Consider the following 14,244-nt stretch of genomic DNA (forward strand, 5'->3'; position numbering starts at 1 on the left):
GGAGGCGGCCACCCGCCCCATGCGCTGACGAGTCGCCGCGAAGCGTCCGCGGGAGCGGGGCACCACGTGTCCCGACACGGCCGGGTGGCCCACCGCCGTGTGTGACACGCCGCTTCGCGTCCGCCGAGGTGTCGCCCGTTCGCTACTCCTTTCGTCGCACGGTGCCGCTGCTCAGCCCCGCCCACTCCACGCGGAAACCGAGCCGCGAGAGCGTCGCGCTCACCTCGTCGATGCCGGCCTCGTCGAGGGCGCGCTCGGCCGCCGCGAGTGACATCCCCGCCTCGACCTCCTCGGCCAGCGCCGCCAGCACCGCGGGACGGACGAGCGTCCGGCCCACCCGCTCGTGGTCGGGGAAGCGCTTCCCCTCGATGGCGTCCTCGCTGACGCCGTAGTCGGCGGCGAGGGCCTCGATAGTGACCACGTCGTCGTCCGGGACGAGTTCGTCGGGGAGACCCTCGGCGCTCGCCGCGACCAGTTCGGCCTCGTAGCGCCGCAGCGCGTCGCGGACGTCCTTCACGCGGACCGTTCCCGTGTACGGGATGGCGCGGTGGTCGAGCGCCTCGATGTCCTCACCGACGCCGAGCGACCGGTCGACGGCGACGAGCAGTTCCACGTCCTCGAGGTCGGCCAGCCGCGAGAGCTTCTTCTCGACGTACTCGGGCGTCCAGAAGCCCATCACCTCGAAGAAGACGCGGAAGTCGCCGTGCGCCCAGTCGAGCGCGAAATCCGGGATGACGACGTGTGCGCCCGCGGCCAGCGGCTCCGGTTCGCGCACGAGCGTCCAGTCGAGGTCGAGCGACTGGAAGCGCCCCGCGAAGTCCGCCTCCACCCCGCTGTCGAACGTCATCTCGGTCACGGGGTCGGCGTCGGGGACGGCCACGTCCTCGTGCGAGAGCGAGAGGGTCCGCTCGCGCCCCCGGTCGTCGATGGTCGCCTCCAGCGACCACTCGGCGGTCTTCGCGACGGTCCGCAGGAGGCGGGCGAAGCGGGTCCCGTAGCGCCGCGAGCGGGCGAACAGCGCGTCCGGCCCCGTCACGACGACCACCCGCCCCTCGTCGGTCGCCCGGACCTCGTACATCAGACGGAGGCGCTTGACCGCCGAGATGAGCCGTTTCGGGTCCGACGAGCGCACGCGGACCTCGACCGCGTCGAACAGCGCCGTCTGCGCCAGCGAGAGGTCGTACTGCGCACAGAGGTCCGCCGGTCCCCACCGCGGGTCGAACGCCGTCATCACCTCGCGTTCCTCCAGGTCGGCGTAGAGCGACGATTCGAGTTCTGGGGGCGTGACGCCGAGCGTCGACGCCGCCTCCTCGAGGACGGTGGCGCGCTCCGTCCCGGTGACGGCGTTCCGGTCGGCTGCCGCGCGGAACACCACGTCGCGGGCGCGTTCGGGCGGGACCGCCGCCCGCGTCTCGAAGACGGCCTCGCGTTCGAGGAGCTTCGCGAACCCCCGGACGAGCTTGAAGTCCTCGGCCTCCCCTTCGAGCGTCGCGAGTGCGTCGTCGAGCGTGGCGCGCGGCTCACCCACGTGCCCCTGGAAGACGCCGAGGACGCGCGCGGCCAGCGGGCGGTCACGCTCGTCGGTGAACTGTGGCCGGTAGCCGCCACCCGCCCGCGAGACGCGGAGGAGGTCCTTGGTCAGCACGTCCGCTCCTCGGCCGGCGACCGACGAAAAACTGCCGGGCTGCCGTGCGGACACCGACTGCGACCCCCCAAGGACGCTTCGTCGCCGGTGACGACGGCCGTCGTGTGCCTCTGACTTCGACCCCTGCGTTGCCCGACCCGACCGCAGTTGCCCGGATTTCCGACGCTTGTGCGCGCGATGCGCAAGTGCCGGTACACCGGAGGGGAACAAATGGCCGGCGGTGTCTCATCTGCTGTTTTATAACCTGTCAACCGGATCCCGTGAGCACCGTCTCGACGAGCCGGTACGTCCCGCGGCGCAGTCGCCGGCCCGCGGCGGTCGAGGAGATGCCCAGTGCGTCGGCGACGTCCTCCAGCGTCGCGGTTCGCGGGTCGTCGAAGAACCCACACTCGAAGGCGACGAGCAGGGCCTCCCGCTGTGGCTCCGTCAGGCCCGCGTCGCCCCACTCGCCGTGGTCCTCGACGCTGAACAGCCGCCGGACGTCGAAGGTCACGCCGAGGTTTCGGCAGTACTCCCCGAACTCGACCAGCGCCTCCCGGTCGGGAAACTGGAACCGACTGGTCCACGTCCCGTCCTGACAGGTCCCGCTGAGCAGCGCCCCGCCCTGCCGGACCAGTTCGGGGACCACCAGCAGTCCGGGCGTCGGTTCGACCCGATAGAGGCGGTCCCCATCGCCCGCTGCGACGACGACGGGGTTCCGGACGGACCCGTCCTCGACGAGCGCGGCGTCGAAGGCGTCGTAGTCCGGACACTCCACGGAGTAGAACAGGTAGGGGACGCCGGCGGTCGCCGCGGCGTGGTAGCGCGACTCGATGACCGCCTCCGGGACGGCCCTGCTCGCGTGATAGAACATCTGCTCGGGGTGGGTGACGCGCACCTCGGCGATGATGCTCGTGTCGGGGGGCATGGTGGAGTACAGGTGGGGGCCGCCGGAGGAACGGCGATGTTGGACGGGAAGCGATAGCGACGCTAATATCTACCGGGAACGGACCGCGGGCCCCGTTCACTCGTCGTACGGGGCCGGTCTACCGCCGCCTGCTGGCGACGCCCTCCTCAGCCGTCTCCGCGGTGACGAGTTCGTAGAGGAGCGCCCGCCCGCCGTCGGTTTTCGGGCGCAGGACCCTGCCGAGGCGCTGGGTGAACTCGCGTTCGGACCCGCTGCCCGAGAGCACGACGGCGACGTTCGCGTCGGGCACGTCCACCCCCTCGTCGAGGACGTTCGCGGTGACGACCCGCGCGTACTCCCCCTCGCGAAAGCGCCGGAGGATGGTACGTCGCTCGCTCGCGCCCGTCTGGTGGGTGATGGCCGGCAGGAGGAAGCGCTCCGAAAGGCGGTAGACGAGGTCCGTCGAGGCGGTGAAGACGATGATGCGGTCCTCGCGGTGTCGGTCGAGGATGCGCTCCAGTTTCTCCACCTTCGCGTCGGCGTGCATCATCACGTCGCGGGCGCGCTGTTTCGCCAGCAGGGCCTCGCGCGCCCGCGGGTCGTTCCCCGACCGCTTCACCAGCTCTTGATAGTCGCTTCCCGAACGCATCCGGATGTTCGAGGACGCGAGGTAGTCGGTGAACGTCCCCTGTGCGGCCTCGTAGCGCTCGCGCTCCGCCTCGGAGAGCGTGACGGTGACGCGCTTGATGTCGTACTCCGCGAGGTGGTCGCCCGCGAGATCGTCGGCGGTGCGGCGGTACACCCGCGGGCCGACGAGGTCCGCGACGACCTCGTGTGCGCCGTCGGGTCGCTCGAAGGTGGCGGTGAGTCCCATCCGCGCCGGCGCGGGGAGCAGGCGGGCGATGTCGCGGTAGCCCTCGCCGCCGAGGTGGTGGACCTCGTCGAAGATGACGAGGCCGAAGCGGTCGCCGACGTCGTCGGCCCGGAGGTACGCCGAGTCGTACGTCGAGACGGTGAGGGGGGCGAGGCGCTGTTCGCCGCCGCCCATCTGGCCCACCTCGCGGTCGAACTCCGCCTCCAGTTCGCGTCGCCACTGTTCGAGGAGGTCGACGGTCGGGACGACGACGAGCGTCGGGACTCCGAGGGCGACCATCGCGCCGATGGCGACGACGGTCTTGCCGCTCCCCGTCGGGAGTTCGACGACGCCACGGTCGCCCGCCTCGCGCCACGCGTCGAGGGCCGTCCGCTGGTACTCGCGGAGGTCGTAGGTCGTCGTCAGGTCGAGTGCGGGCGCGTCGAGGACGCGGTCCTCGTAGCCGACGCCCGCCTCGTCGAGGGCGGCCCGCAGGTCGGGGTAGCGGTGGGCGGGCGCGCGCCACGTCAGCGACCGGGCGTCACGCTCGACGAACGCGAGGCCGTCGAGCGCCCCGGCGGCCCCCTCGTCCCCGTCACCGCCGATGCGGATGGTGCCGTCCTCGAACCTGAGCGAGAGCACGCCCGAGGTTGCCCGGCGGCCGGTATGTCGGTTGCGGTGGATTCCGTTCGGGTTAAACGGCCGCCGACCCTCCTACAGACAATGACCGACGAGCAGGAGTCCACCGACGTGAGTGTCGAGACGGACCACGCCGACGGCGAGGCGGCGTCGGAGGCGGCCGCCTCCACCACGAACGCGGCCGCGGACCCGGATGCGAGTCCCGACGGCGTCGACGCGGGCGCGAACGAGGACCAGGACCTCGTCGCGCGCGTCGAGGAGAGCGACGCCGAGCGACTCGCAGAGGAGATTCGCGCCCTGCGCGAACGGAACGCCGATCTGGAGGCGGAGGTCGCCGAACGCGAGGAGACGGTCGAGGACCTCGAATCGCGACTCAAGCGCAAGCAGGCAGAGTTCCAGAACTACAAGAAGCGCATGGACAAGCGCCGCGAACAGGAACAACAGCGTGCGACCGAGGACCTCGTCTCCCGTCTCGTCGACGTCCGCGACAACCTGAAACGCGGCCTCGAACAGGACGGCGACATCCGCGAGGGCGTCGAGTCCACCCTCCGGCAGTTCGACGAGGTGCTCGAAGGCGAGAACGTCGAGGAGATCGCGCCCGACCCGGGCGCGGACGTGGACCCGCAGCGTCACGAGGTGCTGATGCGCGTCGAGAGCGACCACCCCGCCGGGACCGTCGACGAGGTCCACCGCTCGGGCTACGAGATGGCCGAGAAGGTCATCCGACCCGCGCAGGTCACCGTCAGCGACGACGAGTAGTCGCCCTCCACGAACCGGTTCGGGCGTCTGGGCTGGCACTTCTGTATAACCCTTCTGGACGGCGAGCCGACCGGTTCGCGAAAACCGCACGACTGCGGCGGTGTCGGGCGCGAGTGTGTGACAGCGTATTCAGCAAGGTTTAACGGTCCGACGCCGATAGGTGGAGGTAATATGGCGAGCAACAAGATTCTCGGTATCGACCTCGGTACCACCAACTCCGCGTTCGCGGTGATGGAGGGCGGGGACCCGGAAATCATCGTCAACGCCGAAGGCGAGCGGACGACCCCCTCGGTCGTCGCCTTCACGGACGACGAGCGACTCGTCGGTCGCCCCGCGAAGAACCAGGCCATCCAGAACCCCGAGCGCACCATCGCGTCCATCAAGCGCCACATGGGCGAGGAGGGCTACACGGTCGAGGTCGACGGCGAGGACTACACGCCCGAGGAGATCTCGGCGATGATCCTCCAGAAGATCAAACGCGACGCCGAGGAGTACCTCGGCGACGACGTCGAGAAGGCCGTCATCACGGTCCCGGCGTACTTCTCGGACCGCCAGCGACAGGCGACGAAGGACGCCGGCGAGGTCGCCGGCTTCGAGGTCGAACGCATCGTCAACGAACCGACCGCCGCGTCGATGGCCTACGGCCTCGACGACGACACCGACCAGACCGTGATGGTGTACGACCTCGGCGGGGGCACCTTCGACGTCTCGGTGCTGGACCTCGGTGGCGGCGTCTACGAGGTCGTCGCGACGAACGGGGACAACGACCTCGGGGGCGACGACTGGGACCAGGCGGTCATCGACTACCTCGCCGACGAGTTCGAGGCCGAACACGGCGTCGACCTCCGCGAGGACCGACAGGCTCTCCAGCGCCTGAAGGACGCCGCCGAGGAGGCGAAGATCGAACTCTCCAGCCGGAAGGAGACGACCATCAACCTCCCGTTCATCGCGGCGGGCGACTCCGGGCCGCTGAACCTGGAGACGAAACTCACGCGTGCGAAGTTCGAGTCGCTGACGCGCGACCTCGTCAAGCGCACGGTCGAACCGACCGAGCAGGCCCTCTCGGACGCCGGCTACTCGAAGTCCGACATCGACGAGGTCATTCTCGTCGGCGGGTCGACCCGGATGCCGATGGTCCAGGAACAGGTCGAGGAGCTCACCGGGCAGGCCCCGAAGAAGAACGTCAACCCCGACGAGGCCGTCGCGCTGGGCGCGGCCATCCAGGGTGGCGTCCTCTCGGGCGACGTCGACGACATCGTCCTCTTGGACGTGACGCCCCTCTCGCTCGGTATCGAGGTCAAGGGCGGCCTCTTCGAGCGTCTCATCGACAAGAACACGACCATCCCGACCGAGGAGTCGAAGATCTTCACCACGGCCGCGGCCAACCAGACCAACGTGCAGGTCCGCGTCTTCCAGGGTGAACGCGAGATGGCAGACCAGAACGAACTGCTCGGCGAGTTCCAGCTCGCGGGCATCCCGCCCGCCCCCGCCGGCACGCCCCAGATCGAGGTGACGTTCAACATCGACGAGAACGGCATCGTCAACGTCGAGGCCGAGGACAAGGGGTCGGGCAACGCCGAGTCCATCACCATCGAGGGCGGCGCGGGCCTCTCCGACGAGGAGATCGACCGGATGCAACAGGAGGCCGAGGAGCACGCCGAGGAGGACAAGGCCCGTCGCGAGCAGATCGAGGCGCGCAACGACGCCGAGGGCGCGGTCCAGCGCGCTCGCACCCTCATGGAGGAGAACGAGGAGAACGTCTCCGACGACCTCCGCGAAGACATCGAGGCGGCCATCGAGGACGTCGAGGCGACCCTCGAAGACGAGGACGCCTCCACCGAGGAACTGCAGGAGGCCACCGAGGCCCTCTCGAAGGAACTGCAGGAGATCGGCAAGCAGATGTACGAGCAACAGGCCGCTCAGCAGCAGGCGGGCGGTGCGGGCGCCGGTGCCGCGGGCGCCGGCCCCGGTGCGGGCGGTGCCGGTCCCGGTGCGGGCCAGGAGTCGGAGTACGTGGACGCCGACTTCGAGGACGTAGACGAAGACGACGAGTAGTCGTCTTCGTCTGCCCGCCGGACGCAGTCCGGCGAACGTAGAGGACGACGAGGAGAACTGAAGCCCGTCTCGACTCACAGAACCGGCGACCTCGCCGTAGAAGCGCTTTTTCGGTTCCGCTCCACCCGGTCAGTCCCGCCTACGCCTCTTCTGCGACGGTCCCGACTTCCTCGCCGCGGACGACGGCTGCGAACTCGCGGGGGTGCTCGTAGTGGGGGAGCAAGAGCGTCTCGTCGAAGACGACGAGGCGTGCGTCGGCCTCCTCGGCCAGTTCGCGGCCCCGTTCGAGGGGGAGGATGTCCGCATCGCGGCCCCAGACGACGGTGACGGGCACGTCGAGGTCGGCGAGCGTCGTCCCGAGGTCGACGTCCGGGTCGAGGAAGCCGCTGACGAACGAGGCGGGCGCGAAGCGCGCGCCCTTCTGGTGGGTGAGCTGCCAGCGGTACTGGAGCCACTCGTCGTCCGCGTGGGACATGTCGTAGAAGCCGTGGTCCTCCTGGAAGTGCCGCAGCGAGCGCTTGCTGGCGATGGCGTTGAACAGCGCCTCGCCCGCCAGCGGCGACCGGAGGAGCGACCGAACCCACGTCCGCCGGCCGGGCATCGTGCGGGCGGTGGGACAGACCAACACGAATTCGGAGAAGCCGGCCTCCTCGGCCGCCATCGCGGCGTACGCCCCCGAGAGCGAGGAGGCGACGACGGTGGCGTCCTCGGTCAGGTCGCGGGCGACGTCCGCGACGAAGGTGGCGTACAGCGACGCGGAGTACATCAGCGGCGGTCGGTCCGAGAGGCCGAACCCGGGCAGGTCGGGCGCGACGACGTGGTAGTCCTCGGCGAGTTCGTCGAAGACGGGGGCGAACTCGGCGCTCGACGCGGCGGCGTTGACGCCGTGTACGAGGAGGAGGTCGGGGTCCTCGGGGTCGCCCGCCTCGGTGTAGGAGATGTCGAAGCCCCGCCAGCGGTACGTCTGGGTCGCGCGGCCGAGCGGTGCGCGGAGGGTCCGCGCTCGCGAACCGACGACGCGGTTCGCGAGGGCGGTGAGACCGACGCCACCCGCCAGTCCCGTCAGGAGTGGTTTGAGTCGCATACTCCCGGCTACGACCGTCGAGCGCTTAATTACTGTCCTACGGCGGCGGGGTGGTCGAGGCGGGCGTCGGGTTCAGTTGTCGTCGTTCGCGTCGTCACCGTCGCCCGTCCGTTCCTCGACGCACTCGCGGAGCGGTTCGAGGAGGTCGTCGGCGACGCTGTAGGGGTCCGTCTCGCGGGCGACGACGCGTTCGACGAACGCATCGAGGCCGCCCTGTCGCCGAATCTCGTCGGCCAGCAGGCGGTTCGTGTCCTCGCGCAGGAGCGTGCGAATCTCCTCGGCGTAGCGCAGGTGCTCGCGCTCCGTCCGCGTCCCCGAGGCGTCGAGGTACTCGGCGTGGTCGGCGAGCACCTCGATCAGTTCGTCGACGCCCTCGCCGGAACTGGCGACGGTCTCGACGAGCTGTGGCTTCCAGCCGTCGTCGTCCTCGGTGGCGGCGGCGACGGTCTCCATCGCGGCCTGCGCGTCGTCCGCACCGTGGTGACCCCCGCCGGTGAAGTCGCGACGGGTGTGGATCATCTCGCGGAGTTCCTGGACGGTCCGGTCGGACCCGGGGAGGTCGGCCTTGTTGACGACGAACACGTCGCCGATTTCGAGGATGCCCGCCTTGAGCATCTGGACGTCGTCGCCGCTGCCGGGCGGGACGAGGACGGCGACCGTGTCGGCCGTCTTCACGATGTCTATCTCGCTCTGTCCCGCACCGACCGTCTCCACGAGTATCTTGTCCTTCCCGAAGGCGTCTAAGGCCTTCACGGCGTCCGAGGTGGCGGTCGAGAGGCCGCCGAGCGATCCGCGGGCGCTCATCGACCGGAAGAAGGTGTCCATGTCTCCCGCGGTCGAGGCCATGCGGATGCGGTCGCCGAGGACCGACCCGCCGGTGAACGGGGAGGAGGGGTCGATGGCGATGACGCCCACGGTGAGGCCCTCGTCGCGGTAGTGGCGGGCGAGTTTGTCCACGAGCGTGGACTTGCCCGCGCCGGGACTCCCCGTGATACCGACCACGTCGGCGTCCCCCGTGTGCGAGTGGAGGGCGCTGACGAGGTCACGGTAGCCCGGCGAGCGGTTCTCTATCTTCGTGATGACCCGCGCGAGCGCGCGATGCTTCCCGTCGAGCAACTCCTCGATGAGGTCGGCCATCGGGGGTCAGTCGCGGTGCGGCGCGTTCTCCCGGACGAACTCGACGGTCTGCTCCATCGACGCGCCGGGGCCGAATATCTCGGCGACGCCCGCCTCCTTCAACTTCTCGCGGTCGTCCTCGGGGATGATGCCCCCCAGTATCACGAGGGTGTCGTCGGCCGCGTCGTACTCCTCCAGGCCCTCCATGATCTTGGGGACGAGCGTGTTGTGCGCCCCCGAGAGGATGGAGATCCCGAGGACGTCGACGTCCTCCTGGACCGTCGCCTGCACGATCTCGTCCGGCGACTTGTGGAGGCCGGAGTAGATGACCTCGAACCCGGCGTCGCGGAACGCGCGGGCGATGACGTGTGCGCCCCGGTCGTGTCCGTCGAGACCGACCTTCGCCACGAGACACCGGATGGTCCGCCCTTCGGCCGCGTCTGCGTCTGCGCTCATACCCGGTGAATCGGTGGTACACCGTTTCACTCTAACGGTCCACACGGTGGCCGTCGCGACACCCCCGCGAGGCGGAAGCGAAGCGGCCATACTGCGGGGCTCCCAACACCACCCATGGCCACAGCGACCGGCGAAAACGTCGTCAAGGAACACCCGCGGGCCGTCACGGCCGTCCTCTCGGTCGTGGGCTACGCGCTCGTCCTCGGGGCGTTCGCTGGCGTCATCCCCCTGTTCCCCGAACTCTCCCGGGACACCGTCGTCCTGTTCTCCGACCTCATCGCCGTCGTGAACTCCCTCGCGCTCACCGCCCTCCTCGTCGGGTGGCGCTTCATCCGCCGCGGGGAAGTCGAGAAGCACCGCGCCGCAATGCTGACGGCGTTCTCGCTCATCGTCGTCTTCCTCGTCCTCTACCTCTGGAAGGTCGGCGGGGGCTTCGAGAAGAGCATCGCCATCCGCGAGGGACAGTTCCTCGCCGCCTACGCCGGCATCGTCGAACCGTTCTACCTCGCCATGCTGGCGACTCACATCGTCCTCTCGGTGGTGGCCGTCCCGGTGGTCCTCTACGCCATCGTCCTCGGCCTGACCCACACGCCCGAGGAACTGCGGAACACGGCTCACGCGCGCGTCGGGCGAATCGCCGTCACCGCGTGGTCGCTCAGCCTCTTCCTCGGCGTAGTCACCTACGTCATGCTCAACCACGTCTACTCGTGGGAGGTCCGGGAGGCACTCCTCCTCGTCGTCGTCCCCGCTGTCGGCGAGTACCTCCCCGACCGGGACTGATTCCCTCGACGTCCCCGGTCGTGCGAGAGTGTCACCCACCCGCACGCTCGGTAAGTAGCCCCCACACTTACCCGAGGTAAGTCCGGCGACGGCGCCCGCGTGGGACCGCCGTGCGGACGCCTATGACTGAAGACACACGCTATCAGGAGCTGTACCGTTCGACGATACCCTCGGTCGTCTCCATCTACCTCGCGGGCGACGGGCGCGGCCCCGGCGGCGCGGGGTCGGGGTTCGTCTTCCGCGTCGAACGCCCCGACGGGGGCGCCGACGACGTCGGCGACGACGGCTTCGTCGTGACCAACGAACACGTCGTCCGCGGGAGCGACAGTGTCGACGTTCGATTCAGCGAGGGCGACTGGCGCGTCGGCGACGTCGTCGGCGTGGACGCCTACACCGACCTCGCCGTCGTCCGCGTGCCCGACGTGCCCGCCTCCGCCCGCCCGCTCCCGTTCGCGGCGAGCAACCCCCTCCCCGGAACGCCCGTCGCCGCCCTCGGCAACCCGATGGGTCTCGATGGCTCCATCTCCGTGGGCGTCGTCAGCGGGTCGAACCGCTCGATGTACACGCGCGAGGGCTTCGCCATCCCCGACACCGTCCAGACGGACGCGCCCATCAACCCCGGTAACTCGGGAGGGCCGCTGGTCACCCTCGCCGGCGAGGTGGTGGGCGTCAACCGCGCCCGCGGCGGCGACAATATCGGCTTCGCCGTCAGCGGCGAGGTGGCCGCCCGCGTCGTCCCCGCCCTCGTCGAGACGGGCGCGTACCGTCACTCCTACCTCAAGGTCCGCACCCTCGACGTCTCGCCCACCGTCGCCGATGCCAACGGCCTACCCGACACCGGGGGCGTCCTCGTCGTGGACGTGAGCCTCGGCCCCGCCAGCGGCGCACTCCTCGGCGCGCGCGGCAGTCGGACGGTCCGCGGGCGCGAGATACCCGTCGGCGGCGACGTCATCGTCAGCGTCGACGGCCGGCCGGTGGACTCCCACGAGGGGCTGATGCGCTACCTCCTGCTGGAGACGACGCCGGGCGACACCGTCGAGGTGGAACTGCTCCGCCGGGGCGAACGCCTCACCGAACGAGTTACGCTCGGCGAGCGCCCGAACCCCGGTCGCCGGGGGGGCGACGGCGGGTCCGGGCGCATCCCGGTCCGCTGACCGTCCCGCTCAATCCGTCTGCGGGAGCGCGATGGCCCCCGCGAGGAAGAAGCCCGTCGTGAGCACGAGCAGGAGGGCGAGACTGGCGATGGGGTCGACCGTTCCGGCACCCCCACCGTCCTGTAGCGGCCAGTACGTCGCCCCGCGGACGCCCCGCGAGAACCACGTCAGCGGCGAGAGGTTCACCAGCGGGTGGAACCACTCCGGCAGCAGCGAGAGGGGGACGAACGTCTCCGAGAGGAACAGGAGGGGGAGAGCCACGCCGTTCGAGGCGGCGATGACGCCGTCCTGCGAGTCCGCGACCCGGCCGAGCAGCGCGCCCAATCCGCAGAACAGCGCCACGCCGAGGGCGACGAACGGGACCAGCAGCGGCGAGAACAGAATCTCCGCGCCCGTCACGAGGACGACGAGCGCGAGGATGATGAGACTCGCCAGCCCGATGATGAGGACGTTGACGAGCGTGTGCGCCAGTAGCCACTCGGCGCGCGAGAGGGGCGTCGTCGCCAGTTTCTCGAAGCGGTTGCCCTCGCGGTGGCGCGCGACCGTACTCCCAACCCGCGAGAGGGGCGTGAACAGCACCACCACGGCGAGGTACCCCGGCACGTAGTAGCCCGCAGGTTCGGTGAACAGGCCGCCGCCCGTGGGTTGCGTCTGGACCAGCGCCCCGAAGATGAGGATGATGATGACGGGGAAGAAGAACGTGAAGAACACGGCCGTCCGCCGGCGGATAAAGGAGTACCACGCCGCCCGCGCCTCGGCCAGCACCCGGTTCGCGCGGCTCACGCCGGGACCTCCGCCCGTTCGACGGGGTCGCCCGACGCGTCGACGCCGCGGCCCGTCAGCGCGAGGTAGACGGATTCGAGGTCCGGTTGCTCCCACCGGAGTTCGTCGTAGGCCACCTCCTCGTCCTCCAGTGCGCGGACGATGGCCCCGACGTCCGTCGGGGGCACGTCGGTGACGACGACGCCGCGTGCCGTCGCCTCGACCCGGTAGCCGCGCGCTTCGAGGGCCGGCACGGCGCGGTCGGGGTCGGCTCCCACGAGCAGTTCCGGCTGGCCGCCGTAGGCTTCGACGAGTTCGCGGGGCGTCCCCTCGGCGGCGACTGCCCCGTCGGCGAGCATGACGACCCGGTCCGCGAGGCGGTCGGCCTCCTCCATGTAGTGGGTGGTGAGGAGGACGGTGGTGCCGCCCGCGGCGAGCGATTCGAGCAGGCCCCACAGGTCCCGCCGCCCGGCGGGGTCGATGCCTGTCGTCGGTTCGTCGAGAATCAGCAGGTCCGGGTCGTTGACCAGCGTGATGGCGACGCAGACCCGTCGCTGTTGGCCCCCCGAGAGGTTCTCGTACCACGTGTCGGCGTCCTCCAGCATCCCCACGTCGGCCAGCACGTCGCCCACGGGCCGGGACTCGTCGTACAAGCCGGCGTAGTACGCGACGAGTTCGCGCGCGGTCAGGCGCTCGGGCGGGTCGAACGACTGCGGGAGCAAGCCGATTCGTTGCGGGTCGACCGACCGGGGTGACCCGCCGAACAGTTCGACCCGACCCTCGTACTCCGTCGTGCCCGTCAGCGCGCGGATGAGCGTCGTCTTCCCCGCGCCGTTCGGACCGATGAGGGCGAACACCTCGCCCTCCGCGACGGAGAGCGAGACGCCGTCCAGCGCGACGGTGTCGCCGTACTCGCGGCGGACGCCCTCGGCGACGATGACCATACCCGTCCTCCGGCGTACCACCGCCTAAGGATTCGGGTTCGCGCCTCCGGCGCGGGACCGCCCGTACACGCTTTTGTCACCGCCCGACGTGGGGCGGCCATGGACCGCATCACGCTCGGGTCGACCGGTCTGCAGGTCGCCCCGCTCTGTCTCGGGACGTGGCGCTTCGGTCAGGAGTCGAAGGGCACGATGGAGACCAACCGCGGACAGGCACACGACCTGCTCGACGCCTACGCCGACCGCGGCGGCAACTTCGTCGATACGGCCAACGGCTACGGGGACGGCCGCTCGGAGGAGTGGATCGGTGAGTGGTTGAACGAGCGCGACCGGGAGGAGTTCGTCGTCGCCTCGAAGGTGTACTGGACGCAGATGTCCGAACCCGACGAGAACCTCTCGCGCAAGACGATTCGCGCCGAAATCGAGGGCACGCTGGACCGTCTCGACACCGACTACCTCGACCTCTACTACATCCACCGCTGGGACGACGAGACGCCCATCGAGGTCACCCTGAACGCGCTCTCGGACCTCGTCCGCGAGGGGAAGGTCCACTACCTCGGTGCGAGCACGATGGCCGCCTGGAAGCTCACGAAGGCGCTGTGGACCAGCGACGTCGAGGGACTGGACCGCTTCGAGGTGACCCAGCCACTGTTCCACGCCGCCTACCACGACGACGTGCGCGACTACCTCGAGGTGTGTGCCGACCAGGACCTCGCGGTCTGTCCGTACTCCCCGCTCGCGGGCGGGTTCCTCACGGGCAAGTACGAACGTGCGGACCCCGAGGACCCGACGGTCGTCGAGGGCCCCGAGGGGTCGCGCGCCACGCTCGACGACCGCTTCTCGGACTTCTACCTCTCCGAGCGCGGGTGGCACGTCCTCGACGCGGTCCGGGAGGTGGCAGCGGAGGTAGACGCGACGCCCGCACAGGTCGCCCTGCGCTGGCTGATGGACCGCGAGTCGTTCACGTGTACGCCCATCGTCGGGGCGCGGACCGTCGAGCAACTGGACGAGAATCTCGGTGCCGTGGACGTCTCGCTGTCGGCCGACCAGCGCGAGCGCATCACGGACGCGCGCTACGCCGAGGACGGGCGGCGCTGGGGGCACTGAGAGCGGT

Annotated in this window: 13 protein-coding genes; 5 read left to right on the forward strand and 8 right to left on the reverse strand. The window is 70.0% G+C overall.

Annotation, left to right across the window (positions count from 1 at the left end):
* Positions 1-142 precede the first annotated feature (142 nt).
* From NKG96_RS04845 to NKG96_RS04855, 3 genes are all read right to left on the reverse strand, one after another.
* The gene (locus tag NKG96_RS04845) at positions 143-1,645 is read right to left on the reverse strand and encodes a DUF790 family protein (protein WP_254537342.1); all 1,503 of its coding nucleotides are present in this window, start codon (positions 1,643-1,645) and stop codon (positions 143-145) included.
* Between the two features lie 247 nt (positions 1,646-1,892).
* The gene (locus NKG96_RS04850) at positions 1,893-2,552 is read right to left on the reverse strand and encodes a helix-turn-helix domain-containing protein (protein ID WP_254537343.1); all 660 of its coding nucleotides are present in this window, start codon (positions 2,550-2,552) and stop codon (positions 1,893-1,895) included.
* A 118-nt stretch (positions 2,553-2,670) separates the two neighbouring features.
* Positions 2,671-4,026 carry a DEAD/DEAH box helicase family protein gene (locus NKG96_RS04855; RefSeq protein WP_254537344.1) on the reverse strand — a complete coding sequence of 452 codons (1,356 nt, stop codon included), beginning with the start codon at positions 4,024-4,026 and terminating at the stop codon, positions 2,671-2,673.
* An 81-nt stretch (positions 4,027-4,107) separates the two neighbouring features.
* Between NKG96_RS04855 and NKG96_RS04860 the strand changes: the two genes are divergently transcribed.
* Together NKG96_RS04860 and dnaK are read left to right on the forward strand one after the other, a co-directional pair.
* The gene (locus NKG96_RS04860; RefSeq protein WP_254537345.1) at positions 4,108-4,782 is read left to right on the forward strand and encodes a nucleotide exchange factor GrpE; all 675 of its coding nucleotides are present in this window, start codon (positions 4,108-4,110) and stop codon (positions 4,780-4,782) included.
* A gap of 171 nt (positions 4,783-4,953) precedes the next feature.
* Complete coding sequence (dnaK, locus tag NKG96_RS04865; protein WP_254537346.1) at positions 4,954-6,837, forward strand: molecular chaperone DnaK; 1,884 nt, start codon at positions 4,954-4,956, stop codon at positions 6,835-6,837.
* Positions 6,838-6,976: 139 nt separating this feature from the next.
* Here dnaK and NKG96_RS04870 read toward each other — a convergent pair whose 3' ends face one another.
* From NKG96_RS04870 to NKG96_RS04880, 3 genes are all read right to left on the reverse strand, one after another.
* Entirely contained in the window at positions 6,977-7,921 is a 945-nt protein-coding gene (locus tag NKG96_RS04870; protein ID WP_254537347.1) for an alpha/beta fold hydrolase, read from the reverse strand.
* Between the two features lie 72 nt (positions 7,922-7,993).
* Positions 7,994-9,058 carry a methylmalonyl Co-A mutase-associated GTPase MeaB gene (gene meaB, locus NKG96_RS04875; protein WP_254537348.1) on the reverse strand — a complete coding sequence of 355 codons (1,065 nt, stop codon included), beginning with the start codon at positions 9,056-9,058 and terminating at the stop codon, positions 7,994-7,996.
* A 6-nt stretch (positions 9,059-9,064) separates the two neighbouring features.
* Complete coding sequence (locus NKG96_RS04880) at positions 9,065-9,493, reverse strand: cobalamin B12-binding domain-containing protein (RefSeq protein WP_254537349.1); 429 nt, start codon at positions 9,491-9,493, stop codon at positions 9,065-9,067.
* A gap of 114 nt (positions 9,494-9,607) precedes the next feature.
* On the opposite strand from NKG96_RS04880, the gene NKG96_RS04885 reads away from it, so the two are divergent.
* Together NKG96_RS04885 and NKG96_RS04890 are read left to right on the forward strand one after the other, a co-directional pair.
* Positions 9,608-10,273 carry a DUF420 domain-containing protein gene (locus tag NKG96_RS04885; RefSeq protein ID WP_254537350.1) on the forward strand — a complete coding sequence of 222 codons (666 nt, stop codon included), beginning with the start codon at positions 9,608-9,610 and terminating at the stop codon, positions 10,271-10,273.
* Between the two features lie 122 nt (positions 10,274-10,395).
* Positions 10,396-11,427: a S1C family serine protease gene (locus NKG96_RS04890; RefSeq protein WP_254537351.1), complete on the forward strand. Its 1,032-nt coding sequence runs from the start codon at positions 10,396-10,398 to the stop codon at positions 11,425-11,427.
* A 9-nt stretch (positions 11,428-11,436) separates the two neighbouring features.
* Here NKG96_RS04890 and NKG96_RS04895 read toward each other — a convergent pair whose 3' ends face one another.
* Together NKG96_RS04895 and NKG96_RS04900 are read right to left on the reverse strand one after the other, a co-directional pair.
* Positions 11,437-12,210, reverse strand: a complete 774-nt coding sequence (locus tag NKG96_RS04895; protein WP_254537352.1) for an ABC transporter permease — start codon at positions 12,208-12,210, stop codon at positions 11,437-11,439.
* Entirely contained in the window at positions 12,207-13,133 is a 927-nt protein-coding gene (locus NKG96_RS04900; protein ID WP_254537353.1) for an ABC transporter ATP-binding protein, read from the reverse strand. Before NKG96_RS04900 ends, NKG96_RS04895 begins: the two co-directional genes overlap by 4 nt.
* A 99-nt stretch (positions 13,134-13,232) precedes the next feature.
* Between NKG96_RS04900 and NKG96_RS04905 the strand changes: the two genes are divergently transcribed.
* On the forward strand, positions 13,233-14,237 hold the full coding sequence (locus NKG96_RS04905) for an aldo/keto reductase (RefSeq protein WP_254537354.1): 1,005 nt from the start codon (positions 13,233-13,235) through the stop codon (positions 14,235-14,237).
* Positions 14,238-14,244: the final 7 nt, after the last annotated feature.

Origin of the sequence: Halomarina litorea (genome assembly GCF_024227715.1) — an archaeon.
Classification (GTDB): Archaea; Halobacteriota; Halobacteria; order Halobacteriales; family Haloarculaceae; genus Halomarina; species Halomarina litorea.

Excerpts from the sequence above, each read along its gene's own strand:
- NKG96_RS04850 (WP_254537343.1), bottom strand. The coding sequence starts at position 2,552 with ATGCCCCCCGACACGAGCATCATCGCCGAGGTGCGCGTCACCCACCCC.
- NKG96_RS04860 (WP_254537345.1), top strand. The coding sequence starts at position 4,108 with ATGACCGACGAGCAGGAGTCCACCGACGTGAGTGTCGAGACGGACCAC.
- dnaK (WP_254537346.1), top strand. The coding sequence starts at position 4,954 with ATGGCGAGCAACAAGATTCTCGGTATCGACCTCGGTACCACCAACTCC.
- NKG96_RS04870 (WP_254537347.1), bottom strand. The coding sequence starts at position 7,921 with ATGCGACTCAAACCACTCCTGACGGGACTGGCGGGTGGCGTCGGTCTC.
- meaB (WP_254537348.1), bottom strand. The coding sequence starts at position 9,058 with ATGGCCGACCTCATCGAGGAGTTGCTCGACGGGAAGCATCGCGCGCTC.
- NKG96_RS04880 (WP_254537349.1), bottom strand. The coding sequence starts at position 9,493 with ATGAGCGCAGACGCAGACGCGGCCGAAGGGCGGACCATCCGGTGTCTC.
- NKG96_RS04885 (WP_254537350.1), top strand. The coding sequence starts at position 9,608 with ATGGCCACAGCGACCGGCGAAAACGTCGTCAAGGAACACCCGCGGGCC.
- NKG96_RS04890 (WP_254537351.1), top strand. The coding sequence starts at position 10,396 with ATGACTGAAGACACACGCTATCAGGAGCTGTACCGTTCGACGATACCC.
- NKG96_RS04900 (WP_254537353.1), bottom strand. The coding sequence starts at position 13,133 with ATGGTCATCGTCGCCGAGGGCGTCCGCCGCGAGTACGGCGACACCGTC.
- NKG96_RS04905 (WP_254537354.1), top strand. The coding sequence starts at position 13,233 with ATGGACCGCATCACGCTCGGGTCGACCGGTCTGCAGGTCGCCCCGCTC.